Raw genomic sequence first — 13739 nt, 5'->3', positions numbered from 1 at the left:
CATAGAAAGAACTTGTTGGGTGGAAGCGAGAGTTTACTAGCTGGATGACCATCAGCTTCCACCACAATTAGGACAAGAAATGAGCTAAGCAAATGCTGGAATTAATGCAGGTGCAACAGATGCAACAGCTAGAAATTTCTCGTTGATCAGGTTGATAAAGAAGTCCAGATCTTCTGGAGCGCGATCCAACGCTCTCAGCATCGATGCTCGACACGCTTCTGCGGCTTCACCTTCAATGGTGTAGCTAAAATTTCCTGAAAAGACCACGACAGGGGTGAAAACCTCAGCATCACTTCTTAGGCTTGCTTCACTGATTGTTAGGTTCAGTTGTCTTCTTTCTTCCAAGGTATAAGCTAAGCTGATTTGGGGACGGACAGGTTCTATCCCAACATTTTGCCATGCTCCAGGTGAAAGGAGCGTTTGGTTGAGATAGTCTCGCACATCTTCTTTTGTGTCACCAAGTTGAGCATGTCCCAATGGATTAAACCCAAACGCTTGCACCTTCAAATTCGGCAGAGCCGCTGCAAACCGACGAGCTAACTGAGCCGCGCGATACTCCACTTTCTCCTTATTCGCAGTCATTTCCGTGAACAAGATGCGATTTGGTTGGGCTGTAATCGTAATGTTATTTTGGTAAGCGAGTTGAACCAGTTGAGGGGTGTAGATGGGATCTCGCGCTAGTTCCCAGTCCATTGGAATCACACCACTGTAGCGGCAGAATTCTTCATTGACGAGTGCAGGGTTGAGTGGCTGATCTGAACTTAGAGCCAAGACAAATGTCTGTTCTTGAGGCTGAAAATTGGACGGCATAAAGAACTCACAAAACGACAGTAGACACAACGGAAAGGCAGCACCTGTTGAGTCAAAACAAGGCATCCAGCGGCGTGAATTGAACGCTCTAGACTTAAGCTTTTCTTAAGGATAAGCAATCTAAACCTGCGAAGCTTTGGGGGAACATACGGAACTCTGGAAAAAGAATATACTGAAGTTGAGCACCTTTAGAGTTTCGTTCTCACAAGAGAACGGTGAAGAGGGAGAAAATTAGTGTAGACAATGTTGAGGTTAGTCGATTTAGTGTAAGTAGGATAAGGATTTGAGCACCTATTGATAAAATCCGAAAAAACGCTTAAGGGAGTAATTTGACTATTGATGCCTTGAACCTGAACATTTGAATCTGCGATCGTAGTTTGTCGAGACAGAAAAGACGATGCTAACCCTTGTTCTTGACCTTGCAATATTTTTGAAATTTGCCTATTCGACCAGGTTATTTACACAACTTGGAAAGTTACAGCAGTAGAAAAACGATCGCAAAAATAGCTTGCAAATTAGCTGGGTAGAAGTCCCTCTAAAATCTGCTGACTCGTTTGTCCTTGGGAGAACTGCGTGGTGCGGTTACGCTAAATATTCCACAAGCGAAAAGTAATATGGACACTGCACAGATTTGGGAAATTCTGCAATCTCCAATGCCCTCGATCGAACAATTTAGTCAAGACATGATTGCGGATCAACCAGAGCGAGTGCAGCGTTTTTTTACATACGATTGTGGTCCTTAATCTCTTCCACTTAATCCAACTTGTCCACTGGAAAATCTGAACTATTTTCACCAAGATCAAACGTATTCTTAACTATGGACATGCTTGTCAAACTCCAGCATAGGGGCAAGCCTTTAGAATTGGAGCGGATACCACTTAGGGATAATGCTGCTCCTGTCCATTCAGAAGCCATATTTACACGACACATTGGGAATACTTAGGGTAGCAAGAGCAGTTTAAGAATCATGATGAGCGTCTGCCTACATCCCCATTGCACTGAGCCGCAGAATCCTGACAACCAAAGAGCCTGTCGCAGTTGTGGCGCAAAATTGCTGATTAAGTCTCGCTACCGTGCTCTACAACCCATCAAAATGGGTAAATTTATCAGAACCTTCAAGGGGGTAGACACAGCTTTTTCAGCCAACGCTCCCATCCAACTGAAGCAAATTCTATTGCCTGACGAGATTCTAAAGAACTCAGCGAACCGTCAAAGAGCGATCGAGATTTTCAAGCAGTCTGTTGCTGCCCTGCATACGTTGAAGGATGTCCCGAACCTGCAAACACCGATCGATTATTCTGTCGTAGGCAATGGCTTATACCTGATTGAAGCACTTCCCCACGGCTCTACCTTATCTGAACTGCTCCAGAATCAGTCCTACCTTACCGAAAGCCAGATCCAAAAACTACTTGAAGACCTCCTACCCGCTCTGCAAACGCTCCATGAATCTTCATTACTCCACAGAGACATTCAACCGGAGCACATCCTTTACTCACATCATTCTGGAACGTTTACCTTGATTAACTTTGGGTTTCCTCAATTAATCGCAGAAATGATGCAAAATAGCATTCTCAAAGCAGGAGAGTACCTAATCGGCGATCCTGCTTACTCCGCCCAAGAACAGCTGACAGGAAAAGCCACGTTTGCTAGCGACCTTTACAGTCTAGGTGTAGTCTGCTTACAGGCTGCGACAGGTATAGAACCCACTTATCTGCTTGACTATCAGGGTAAACACTGGAACTACCAGGACTACTTGACCCACAATTCTCTTAGTCCTGCTTTCTGCAAAATTTTAGAGCAAATGGCTGCTCCATCACTTCTCGATCGCTACGCAAATATTGAACTTCTCCTCAAAGACTTGAGACATCAGGATGCTTCAGCGGCAGAACAGCCCGTCACTCAATTGAGTTCTCAGCAAGCAGCAGAGAAAGCTATTCATTGGTTGGTTAACGCCGCTCTTCCCTCTTTCAATGCAGTTCAAGAAAAAGCGATCCACATTGCAAATCAGTTCTCTAAACCCAAGTAAGGTGAGAGCCGCCTGTTACCTGATAAATTACGCTTGTTGCTTAAGTTATGCAAGGATTGGTCTCTCATTCACGACCTTGATTCTCTACCTGTCTAGAATAGATTGGATACTCAATGTCGAGAATCCAATCTTTCAGCCTGAATAGAGTTCACCAGCATTATTCACTTAGATCGCATGTCTAAATAAAAGCTGAAAGAGGAGTCAGCGAAGTGGAATCAAAATTAGAAGAACTCTATCCACCTTCAGTAGATGAATGCTGAGATCTCCAGGCTCCCAGTTTTTCAAAAAACCAGGACGTTCGCCTTATCAACCACATCAAGGAACACACCTCATTTTGCCATTGAGCACCGCCAAATTTAAAGACTTGGTGTTGCAATCGCTGCATAGGAATCTTCACACGGGTTTTGGGTATATTGCTAGTCATAGCTGTTTCGCTTTTCTCAGCACACAAAGATGTTCAATCAGGGTTCAAAGGATCGCGCTTTGAAGGCGCTCAAAGGTGCCGCGAAAGAGTACGAAAGTGTTTTTGCTCAGGTGACGTACAAATCTGAGAAGTTATACAACAGACGGCGTGGAACAGCCGATCAAATCATTCAAGCTTGCGAAGACTACATTAATACTCTGTCAAACTCCCCGAAAGAATTTGATAAGACGGTTGCAGCGTTCAAAGCGGAATATCGCCGATTTGTAGAACTGGCAGAAAAAATCGAGCTGGAAGCGAGAAAACATGAACAGGTCAGTGGATCGGTTGCTGGAGCAGGTGTCGCCGCTGGAGCAGGTGTCGCCGCTTTTGGCCCAACTGCAGCGATGGCGATCGCAACCACGTTCGGCACGGCTTCGACTGGAACTGCGATTTCTGCTTTATCTGGCGCTGCTGCAACGAATGCCGCACTCGCATGGCTTGGCGGTGGTGCACTCGCAGCAGGCGGAGGGGGAATGGTTGCAGGCAATGCGCTGCTTGCGCTAGCAGGACCAGTGGGTTGGGCGATTGGAGGGGTTGCTCTTGCAGGTAGTGCGTTCTATGCCAATCATAAAAACGCAGAAGTCGCGGAAAAAGCAACACAAGAAACCGTAGAAATCAAAGCGGAAACGAGGAAGCTATCCGCAGCAGGACAAGCAATTGATTGTCTTTTAGATCTGACTCAACAACATACGGATGGTGTTCTGTTGCAGCTCAAGACTCTGATGAAAGAAGCACCGAAGGATTACCGTCAATTTACAAAGGGGCAACAAGAAACGCTTGCGGCGCTGATGAACAATATTCAATCCCTATCGAAGTTGCTCAATCAGAAGATCGCCTAATCCAATGTGCAGCATGAAAGAGAATATCCATCCAACCACACAGATCATCGCCAGCATTGTTGATGCTGAAAATCTCAACCGTGCGCGGGAACTCGCACAAGACCTCAGCCGTCAAGATAGCGCGTTTGCTGATGCTTTGTGCCAAGTTCAGCAGGTTCGTGAGTTCGTGGGCAGCCCTGAACACATTCTAGGCAACTCGCATACGAAACACGGTGAGATTGCAGAGCAGGTTGAAGTGGGGATTCGGAACGCACGAGACTTGGTGCATCAACTCACGCCTACTGCTTCCTTTGATGGCGTCGGTCGAACTGCGCCAGCAGACTACCGAATTGGCCAGGTGGAGGTTCAATCGAAGTTTGTCAATGGAGTTGGGGAGAACCTGGAACACGTTCTAAATCACATGAAACAGTATGAGTATTTTGGGCGTAATGGTTCCTACTATCACGTACCAAAAGATCAGTATGAAGTGATGCAGCGTGTCGCTCGAGGGGAGATGGTGGAAGGGCTGTCTCAAACTTCCATCCAGAAAATTCGGGAGAAGATGCAGGCAGTTGAGCAATTGTCAGGCCGACCATTTCACGAGGTGGTCAAACCTGGAATCTCTAACTACCGTGAAGTTCAGCAAGGTAAGGTTCAAGATACTTTAGACCGACATGAACAGGAGCTAAAAGAGACTCAGAAAGACTTGAAAGACAAGATTCGGTTAGAGCATCAACCGAGTCTTGGAGAAATGGCAAAGGTCGCGGCTCAAGGGGCTGTGATTGGAGCAGGTCTTCAGGTTACCTTCAAACTGTTTGAAAAATATCGGCAAGGCAAGAATCCCTTTAAAGGTGATTTCACAAGCGCAGACTGGCAAGAGCTAGGTTTCGCCACTGCCCAGGGCGGAGCAACGGGCGGAGTTTCTGGCGCAGCACTGTATGGATTAACCAACTTTGCGAATCTTTCTGCTCCGTTGGCGGGCGCTGTGATTAGTGCAGGTTTTGCGGTGGTAGCCATCGGAAAACGCTATGCGGATGGCGACATTACGCTTGATGAATTTCTAGAACTGGGACAGATTGCTTGTGCAGAGTCGGCGATCGTCGCGCTCAGTGCAGCGATCGGGCAAGCTGTGATCCCCGTGCCTGTCTTAGGAGCATTGGTCGGAACCATTGCGGGCCGGATGATCATGAGTTTTGGAAAACCATATCTCGGTGAAGCAGCAGAAAAGTTGCAAAAAAGATTAGCAGCGTACTATAACCAGTGCCTTGCCAAAATTGATCGCGCTTATCAGGAGGTTATTGCCCAGCTCATCATTAAATATGAACGACTAGGAGATCTAACACAAGCTGCTTTTGATCAAACCAAAAATACAGCGCTCAGATTGCAAAACAGCATTCAGCTCGCTGAGGCATATGGAGTTCCCCAAACAAAAATAATTCACACCATTGACGAACTTGATGCCTTCATGCTGTCCTAGCTATGGGTTGACGCGCAAGTAAGCTTTCTAAAAATTGTTCTCCTGCTCGAGACAAATCTCCATCTACAGCAAAAGCCAGAGTGCAAATATGGATGTTTTGCACTCTGGCATCAAGGGGCATTTGTAGTATTTCTGGGTAGATGAGAACTGCTTCCGAACAGCCTGTAGCCGTGGCATAGGCAATAATCTGTGCAACATCTTCAGTAGAAGGCGCGGTTGGAATTTTGTACTTCGTATCCAAAACGTAACGGGTTTGACCTGTTGTGCGATCAAATAACACAAGGTCAATGTTGAAGGACAAGGACCCCTCCTGATTAATCTCAACTTGATGTTGAGATTTAACGTCGAGATTGTGGGTCCATAGATGACTGACTCGGTGAGCTTTCAACCATTCCGCGACAAACAGTTCGTAGAGTCGTGCCATATTTACCAGAAAAGGTAGCATTTTATGATTGCCTTCGGTCTGGTTCGGTCCACTTTGCTCTAAGAAGAATCGACAAAGTGCGTGCAACGCTTGATAGTCGTCATTCAGACGGTTGTAGATCCGTTTCATCCAAGCTTGAGGAGCAACATGTCCTAGCGAAACTGTGCCTTGCAGCGCTCGGTAAGCTCGCCGCACGTTGGTCAGTGCTTGAGGGTTACAGGCCCCACAAGCAATCATTTGATGCAGTGTCCAGAGCAGAATCTGATTATCTTCAATGTCTGATGTATGGTCTTTGTAGTGGCATTTGATGGTGACTTCCCACGGTTTCTGAACTAGATGCCGTGTGTCCATGCGCCCCCGGACAACGGTCATCTGATCGCTCCTTGGAACGTAGGTGCGGTAGAGACCTTTTCGAGCGCGATCGAGAATGCGCCGAGATAGGATATCTGCGAGGAAGCTATAAAGTTCCTCGAGGGTATCGAAGTGACTCAAGCCGTCGAGAAAATGAAAGCTCTTAAGGTTGTAGGCATATTCCAACATGCCAAAGATATTTGCCAGACCAACTTTCGGTTGCAGCCGAAATCCCAGCACGTCTGATAGTGGGATATAGCCGACCCAGCCTTGTGAGGTTAATCGCCACTGTCCGCTTGTGATTGGAGAGGGAAAATCAATCCTGACCACACTCTTTCGCAAGGTGCCATTTTCGCCATAAGTCTGCCAGAGCAACGTTCCTAACTCAATTGGAATAGCATCAGAAGGCAATATTGTTGCAGCATACTCGGTCAGTTCATAAACGATGGGCTTTGTAACGTTCATCTGCTGAATTGCTCCTTCACCTGTTCCCATCGCAGCATTTTCATTTTGTCAGGCTGGTCAAAGAAGAATTCCTCCAGATAAGGCTCAATCTCGAGTTGCCAAATGCTTTTGAGTTCCGTGTCTAGATCTGGACGCAGAAAGAAACTGGTGCCGATTTGATAATGGGGATCGTCAAGTTGAGCATTGATGCGCCTCAGAATGCGAATGAGGTTCGCCGCCGAATAACCTGTTGATTCATGGTATTTGTGCAAGCCCTCGTAATTGGGTGGAACATAGAGAAAAGCAAAGCGGCGACGCAGTGCATGGTCAACCAGGGCAATCGAGCGATCGGCGGTATTCATCGTCCCAAGGATGCGGACATTTTTCGGAATGCTCAAGAGATCGCCACTCGCTAAATAGAGTTTTTCATCTCGGTATTCTAGGAGATACATCAACTCGCCAAATACTTGAGCGAGATTGGCACGGTTGATTTCGTCAATGATCAAAACACAAGGATGATCACCACAAGACTGAGCGCGTTTGCAGAAGTCTAGGAACCGTCCTGGCACGGTGGGATAATCCAATCCTCCTTCTGTTCGTTTGGGTCGGATGCCCTGAATAAAGTCTTCGTAAGTGTAGGCGGGATGAAATTGCACGATATCTACAAAGCCATTCCCATCTCCAACTAAGTGTCGAGCCAGATGACGAGCCAGGAAGGTTTTACCCGTGCCAGGAGGTCCATACAGAACGGCCTGTTGTTTGCGATCGAGGGCTTGCACCCAGCCTTTCAAGACTTCTAAGTCCATATATGTCTCTTCAGCGCACTGAGCAAGAGAGTAGGGCGGATTGATGGGAAGGGAAGGTTCGTCTCCTAGGAGGTATTCTTCAATTTCTTGAGTCGGATCGTTCGACGTTGCCAGTAAAATTAGCGGAAACAGTTGTTGATAGGTTTGTACGATTTGCGTTGTGAGTTGATCAATCGAACTCGCTAAAACTGTGGATTGAGGAAGAACGATCGCGACATGCAGATCTCCCAGTTGCTCTGGGTCCTTCAGCCAATCTTGCCAGCTGAGATTCGCCTGACCCGATATTGTTCCATCTGAACTAATGATGGCGCGGCTACGGCTTCCGAAGAATAGCTTTGGATCGGATAAGTTTTCTTCTAATAGATCAAGCAACAGTGAGTGGTACTTTTGGCAGTTTTGAATAAATCGCTGTCGTTGTTCGCTGCCGTACATACCGATGAAGAAGCCGAATTCTAGACGCTCATAGTTCATCCAGAGGAAAAGTTGAGCATCTTGCGTTCGTTGCCCGCCCTTCGGATAAAATGCCCCCCAGTAGAAGTCCCAAGCACCGCCATGCTTGAAATCATTCTTGGGAATTTTGGCAAAGATTTTTCGTTCCGTTTCCATCCGCACAGTCAGTGCTTCTGGAAGTTGGGCTGCAACTTGCCGAAATAGCCGTTGAAAGGGTTCTTCTAGTTGTTGCTTAAACTCATCTTTCCTTGCTAGATAAGTTGTTTTCTTTGGCGTTGCTTTGAGTTCTGCCAATAGTTCAAAGGTAATTGGAGAAAATAGAGATTCAGGATGGGTGCCCCTATCAGTTCCAGTAATCGCGCTAAATTCCGCTTCGGATACGGCAATTAAGGTTCTTTGCCATCCACTTTTGTTGACCAAACGAGGCGTTAAATCATCCCATTGCACGGGCAATCGATGTTTTTGCTCATTGGCATTGGCATCGAAATAGTAAGGACCTGTGACCGTGCCAATTCCCAGCACTTCTGTTTTACCGCGATTGGCAATAATGCAATCTCCCTCTTGAATTTGCGAGAACACCCACACCTGATTCACGCCCGTTTTTGACCACTTCCAGTCTGGATGTTGGGTAATCAACTGATCCCGCCGAGCATCAAACTGCGATCTGCTAAGATTGGCAATGTCACCGAGTTCGTCCCATCCAATGGCAATAAAGCCTTGATGACGACATTCATCCCATTGCCAAGCGTCTTCACCAGGCGCAATTTTCCAATAGCGTGCTTGCTGACTCAGACTTGAGCTACAGACCCAGATCAAACTCTGAATATCAACCATGTCTCGCGGCTTGTATGGTTGAAGAGCTTCTTTTAAGAAAGAGGCGACTTGTCTGATTGCGCTGTAGCTTTGTGCTGAAGGGCTAGATGTGAAGATGCTCCCTTGATCAATAAAATCTAGAAAGGTTTTGATTGCACTGGGTTTAATAAAAATTTCTGTTTCAGGATGACATAGAAAGAGAAAGTGTGTGGGAAAGGCCCACTTGTTCGGTAGCTTGTTGCGTTCAATCCATGTTAAATAATCATCCAATCGAGCTTCGAGACTTCCATCGCCATACAGTAGGTCATAGAAGACTTTGCAAAACGTTTCCCTATCTAAATCTGGAACGCTCAGAATATTCAAGTCACTTGAACTTGGATATCGAAGGAAGAGTAGATTATTCTCTTTATCCTGTCCTAGAATTTGAAGCCGAGCAATGAAGGTATTGTAGTCCTCCGACTGAATCAGTTCACGCAATTCGGGTTCAGCTAATTGATGTTTTGCTTTAGCAATCAGCTTTTGTTTATAGTCAATTTCATCTTCTTGAAAACGAATATCGATTGGGTTCGAGAAGCTGTTCCAGTCTGGATATTGTTGCTTAAACAGACTCAGAAGCTCATCGACTTTCTGTGAACTGAGCACCATCGGGTGTTCCATTTTTTTAGACCTGTTTGATGGAGATTGAGCGATCGCCTTTGGGATTATAATCCGCAATTACGAATCTCATTGAGGCAACTGACAATCAGGAGTTCTTGGGCTGCCAAACCCGTTGCGATCGTCTTGCCTAATCCAACATCATCCGCGATCAGCAAATTGACACGCGGCATCTGAATTGCTCGAACCACTGGATCAAGCTAGTAATCCTCAAGATCAGTGCCACTCCGAAACGGGGCTTGGAGGGTGCGAATATCAGCAGCAGCCCTGCCGCATCGGGTCGAGAAACGCATCCAGTCTGCGGAATCATCAAAGCCTATGGGTTTGGGCAGCCACTCGCTTAAACTCTGCGCTCCGGGTTCTAACCCCCAAATCACCTGAAGCTCTTCATCCAAGCCATTGTCTTTGATCGAGGACAACAGAACGAGATATTGAGCAGATGTGACTTTAGACAATAGAAGACCAGCAGGCAGTGTCGTCTGGCACCCGTTAGTCATCACATACAAGCGCTGCTGCACCTTAACGAGTTGTTCTTGCTCTGGAATGGCTTGAATAGCGCTCATAGAAGTACAGAAACCCAAAATGAGTAGATAGGCTATACGTCACCTCCGTTATCATACTCTTGCAGGTATAAAACGATCTCTAACCATATCAGGTGACTCTCGCTGCCACTCAACTCGGTTCCCTTCTCATGTTCCATCACAGGGGAATTAGAGTAGTATCTTATACTCTTACTGATCTTTAAAAATGGCTGACAAGTCTGCCGGAATGGTGATTAGCACCATTCTCAAACACGACACTAAGATCACCAGCTACAAAATGGCTCTTCTTCGCGCAATTAATGATGTCGTGCTGTCATTTCCTGACTTGCGAAGCTATCGTCAGGACATTGCGATTCCACTCCGTCTCTTAGCTGAGTTCTGGGTTGCTTACTACTGGGGATTTGCTCAAATTGATCGTCCAATCTGGCAAGGACAACGAGCCACAACTTTCAAGGAGGTGACACCTTCAAATAATAAGCGCAAAAATGACATGGCGTTTCGCCCTGCCTTAACCCGTTTTCGAGAACTATGGGAACATGCTCTTGGCAGTGCTGCACGTCCCTCAGATGGATTTTTTGTCATGAATGAGTTGCGTGTCCCGCGCAAGCGCAAGACGTATCCACCCATATTGCTCGACGCTTATCAACAGGTTCTTAAGGACATCAGCAAAACGCTAGAAATGCCGATTCGGTATGCAGGACCAGGAAATTGGACCGTGTTCGAGAAGCCGAAGCAGGTTAAGGAGCTTAACGATCGCACGATCACAGTTCCCAGCACTCAGCTTCATGAGAAATGCCTAGTTGTGAAAGCTGATTTATGGCAAGTATTCCGAGAAATGTCGCTCTGGGTCGAAGCTTTATGCATTCATGAGTGGTGCTTATTCACCGAGTCAGTCAAGCAAGACGATTCCAGCCTCGATCGAGGAGATATTTACAACCTGCTCACGGATCGTCCTGATAACCGTCGTCCGCTAACCTGGGAGCGTAACAAAATCGATCTACTGATTCTCGAAGGTCATACCTTTATCTGCCCCTGGACACACCGCGAAATTACTCCAGGTGTTGCTTACGATCTAGACCATCTGATGCCTGTTTCCGTTTACCCGATTAACGAGCTGTGGAATCTCGTTCCTGCTGATCCAAAATTCAATTCTCACGTCAAACGCGATCGCTTACCCACAATTGAACGGCTCCAGCAAGCGCAGCCCTATTTTGAACTGGCATACAGTCAATACAGCGCTTCAGAATCCTTGTCCGATGTGCTTCGGGAGGATGCAGAAATCCGGTTCTCGCAGCTACAACAAGACCTTTTTGCTGCATCCTTAGCTCATGCAGTCGCTGATTTCATTGAACAAGTTGCTGAAACTCGAAATTTGAGTCGATTTGGATAAAGGCTGAACCCAGCAGTCTCATCGACGCAATGATTCAACCGTTCTATGGACCGAGAACCGTCGCTGCGGTCATCACCTTCCAACAGCGCTATGGCTTCTCTCCTGCCAATGGGTTTGCGACTCTGCTTGTACACCAACGGCTCTATGACCTCGTTCGCAGTCAAAGCGTTCGCGTCGAAGCCGTGGGCTGTTAATCCATCTTGGCGCTGTTGGGAAAGCACAACCTAAAGGCATCTTCCTGATGGCGGGTGCTTTCCCCGATTCTCTACTCTCTCACTCTTTTCTGTTCCTCAATTGTTTCTGTTTTTTATTCCTGCTCTATTCATCAAGGAGAATCTATCATGGTCACCACGAATGCTTGCATCAACCAACCCGTCGTTCAGAAAGGCTCCACTAGGGCAGCGCCGCCGGAAGAACTTGGTCTTCTACTTTTCGGTGTGCCATATTATATCGCAGCATTAAGACATTCACCTGATCTCCCTGAATCAGTTGGAGAGCAATGCCCCGATTGTGAGTGCTAGATCCCATATAGCGAATCTCTCCCGCCGTTTTCCACTGCTGCAACTGAGCAAGAACGGCTTGAATCTCCTTGGCGCTATTCTTTGGAGAGAAGTATTCGATGAAGAAAGCATCAATGATATCGAGTTTCAGCGATCGATGGGTCTGATCTAAATAGTCCTATAGTATATTGAGATCACGAGATTTGCTTCCTGTTGCAACAAAGACGGAGTCTCTTTGTGTTGCGATAAGTAGCGTAAGTCTCTCTACTATTGGATCGGAGGAGAGATTGTAGGAGCAATAGAAAGTGATGCTTGCTTCAAAAGCAGGCTGAACACAAGTTAGATCTTTGAGATACTAACTAGCTAATCCTAAACGGCTCACGGGTTGCTCAGATAGCGTCATTAAACGCTTTGTGAGCAACTCTTCGCGAACCGAGTTATCTCGATTTTTCTGCATTCCAATGTCTCCAAGTTAGTTTCACCTGTACGATCGCTAGGATTCTTGATTGATTAACTGTTTGATCTCCTTGAGCCTGCGGTTAAGAATTTGCTGACACTCTCGTAATTGAGCGGGAGATAATTCAGAAAAATCAGTATTTTCCAGTGCTGTAATCTCTTTAGGCAATTTGGGTTGTTCAGGTTTAGAACTGGGATTGTGTTGAGCCAGGATGATCTTCACTTGCTCATTGATGGTCTGTGTGCTCCAATTGTTTGCGATCGCATTTTGAGTTACTTCCATCCGGATCTTTTTCGCTTCTGCTTCATCCTCAAAATTTAGTGCCTCTGCATTCAGTTGATTAAGCAAGCGAAGTTTTGCAGGTTCTAAGCCTTCATCCCAGACTGCTTGCTTCAAATCATCTGGTAGTTTCAGCAAAGGAAGCACATATCGAGAGATGGTAGCCGGGTTCTGCTGATAGCTCAGAATGACATCTAAAATCGCCCTGGCTTCTTCTTCTAAACCTGAATTTTCAATCCACTCTTTTTGAACTGAGCGATCAGCAGTCAGAATCTCTGCTAAATCGGCAGATTGATCGCCACGTCTTAATCGTCGTTTTAACTGAGTCAAAGCCGTATTGAGTGCGCGTGGAAGTTCAATATCTAACGATTCGTCCAAAACATCTTTCAGGTAAGGGTAACGATGAGCGCATTGGCAAATAAGAACTTGCGCCATTTCCAGGTCATGCAGTTTCTTTTGATGAATTGTGGTCGAAACGGCTTTCGACTGAATTTCCAGAAGATCGATCGCACCCTTGGCAGGCATAATGACTGACTTCAGGCTTGATAGACCGCTCAGTGGGCCCGATCGTAATCGTCGCTCCCCATCAAACATCAGGTAGGGAAGGTTGATGTCATAGAGTGGCTGATCTGCGATGAAGAGTCCTTGTTCCTCGTACTGCTCTAACTGCGATCGCACCTCTTCCGTCATCTCAATCAGCAGCACTGGGGCAAGCTGCCCTTCCTCTCTTAATACATTGGCAAACGCTTGCTGTTGTGCCTGGGTAAAAATAATGCGGGGTTGCAGCGGATTGCGGCTGATGTCTTTGAAGTCAATTTGCTTGACTCCCTGAGTTTCTGACAGTTCTTGCACCAAAAACTGAATTTTGGACTCAAGCTCTGCTTTCTCTTGAGAGCTAGAACCACTCGATTTAAGTTCGGCAATTTCCGTTTCCAGTTCTTCGACCCGACCTTTGAGCCGAGAGATCTGCTGACTTTGGTTAGCATCTGCAAACATGGCAGACGGCTTAATCGCTTGAGGTTTTGGCATAATTTA

13 protein-coding genes are annotated in these 13739 nt (G+C 46.4%); 6 read left to right on the top strand and 7 right to left on the bottom strand.

Features of this window, described 5'->3' with window-relative positions; all coding sequences use genetic code 11:
- Positions 1-84: 84 nt before the first annotated feature.
- On the bottom strand, positions 85-810 hold the full coding sequence (locus tag OU814_RS27495; protein WP_268242784.1) for a hypothetical protein: 726 nt from the start codon (positions 808-810) through the stop codon (positions 85-87).
- A 554-nt stretch (positions 811-1364) separates the two neighbouring features.
- On the opposite strand from OU814_RS27495, the gene OU814_RS27490 reads away from it, so the two are divergent.
- The 4 genes from OU814_RS27490 to OU814_RS27475 all read left to right on the top strand — a co-directional run bounded on the left by OU814_RS27490 (position 1365) and on the right by OU814_RS27475 (position 5594).
- Complete coding sequence (locus OU814_RS27490; protein WP_268242783.1) at positions 1365-1553, top strand: hypothetical protein; 189 nt, start codon at positions 1365-1367, stop codon at positions 1551-1553.
- Positions 1554-1777: 224 nt separating this feature from the next.
- The gene (locus tag OU814_RS27485) at positions 1778-2836 is read left to right on the top strand and encodes a protein kinase domain-containing protein (protein WP_268242782.1); all 1059 of its coding nucleotides are present in this window, start codon (positions 1778-1780) and stop codon (positions 2834-2836) included.
- A 453-nt stretch (positions 2837-3289) separates the two neighbouring features.
- The gene (locus OU814_RS27480; protein ID WP_268242781.1) at positions 3290-4138 is read left to right on the top strand and encodes a hypothetical protein; all 849 of its coding nucleotides are present in this window, start codon (positions 3290-3292) and stop codon (positions 4136-4138) included.
- A gap of 13 nt (positions 4139-4151) precedes the next feature.
- A complete protein-coding gene (locus OU814_RS27475; RefSeq protein ID WP_268242780.1) occupies positions 4152-5594 on the top strand; it encodes a hypothetical protein in 1443 nt (480 codons plus the stop codon).
- Here OU814_RS27475 and OU814_RS27470 read toward each other — a convergent pair.
- The 4 genes from OU814_RS27470 to OU814_RS27455 are packed head-to-tail and all read right to left on the bottom strand — an operon-like array spanning position 5581 to position 10099.
- Complete coding sequence (locus OU814_RS27470) at positions 5581-6864, bottom strand: McrC family protein (RefSeq protein ID WP_268242779.1); 1284 nt, start codon at positions 6862-6864, stop codon at positions 5581-5583. The genes OU814_RS27475 and OU814_RS27470 overlap by 14 nt on opposite strands.
- A complete protein-coding gene (locus OU814_RS27465; RefSeq protein WP_268242778.1) occupies positions 6831-9539 on the bottom strand; it encodes an AAA family ATPase in 2709 nt (902 codons plus the stop codon). The genes OU814_RS27470 and OU814_RS27465 overlap by 34 nt, the downstream gene beginning before the upstream one ends.
- Before the next feature lie 44 nt (positions 9540-9583).
- Positions 9584-9727: a hypothetical protein gene (locus tag OU814_RS27460; protein WP_268242777.1), complete on the bottom strand. Its 144-nt coding sequence runs from the start codon at positions 9725-9727 to the stop codon at positions 9584-9586.
- A gap of 9 nt (positions 9728-9736) precedes the next feature.
- Positions 9737-10099 (bottom strand): hypothetical protein, encoded by a 363-nt coding sequence (locus tag OU814_RS27455; RefSeq protein WP_268242776.1) that lies wholly within the window; start codon positions 10097-10099, stop codon positions 9737-9739.
- Between the two features lie 184 nt (positions 10100-10283).
- On the opposite strand from OU814_RS27455, the gene OU814_RS27450 reads away from it, so the two are divergent.
- Positions 10284-11468 (top strand): HNH endonuclease domain-containing protein, encoded by a 1185-nt coding sequence (locus OU814_RS27450; protein ID WP_268242775.1) that lies wholly within the window; start codon positions 10284-10286, stop codon positions 11466-11468.
- 29 nt (positions 11469-11497) lie between these two features.
- Positions 11498-11662: a peptidoglycan-binding domain-containing protein gene (locus OU814_RS27445; RefSeq protein ID WP_017291727.1), complete on the top strand. Its 165-nt coding sequence runs from the start codon at positions 11498-11500 to the stop codon at positions 11660-11662.
- Positions 11663-11861: 199 nt separating this feature from the next.
- Here the strand turns inward: OU814_RS27445 and OU814_RS27440 are convergent, their stop codons facing one another.
- Positions 11862-11996, bottom strand: coding sequence for a hypothetical protein (locus OU814_RS27440; protein WP_268242774.1), 135 nt, complete (start codon positions 11994-11996; stop codon positions 11862-11864).
- Between the two features lie 465 nt (positions 11997-12461).
- Positions 12462-13733 (bottom strand): hypothetical protein, encoded by a 1272-nt coding sequence (locus tag OU814_RS27435; RefSeq protein ID WP_268242773.1) that lies wholly within the window; start codon positions 13731-13733, stop codon positions 12462-12464.
- Between the last annotated feature and the right edge of the window lie 6 nt (positions 13734-13739).

Origin of the sequence: Leptolyngbya sp. GGD, from assembly GCF_026735145.1 — a bacterium.
Taxonomy (GTDB): Bacteria; Cyanobacteriota; Cyanobacteriia; order Leptolyngbyales; family Leptolyngbyaceae; genus Leptolyngbya; species Leptolyngbya boryana.
Note: the sequence above shows the minus strand (reverse complement) of the source record. Positions and strands in the feature narration are given on the sequence as shown.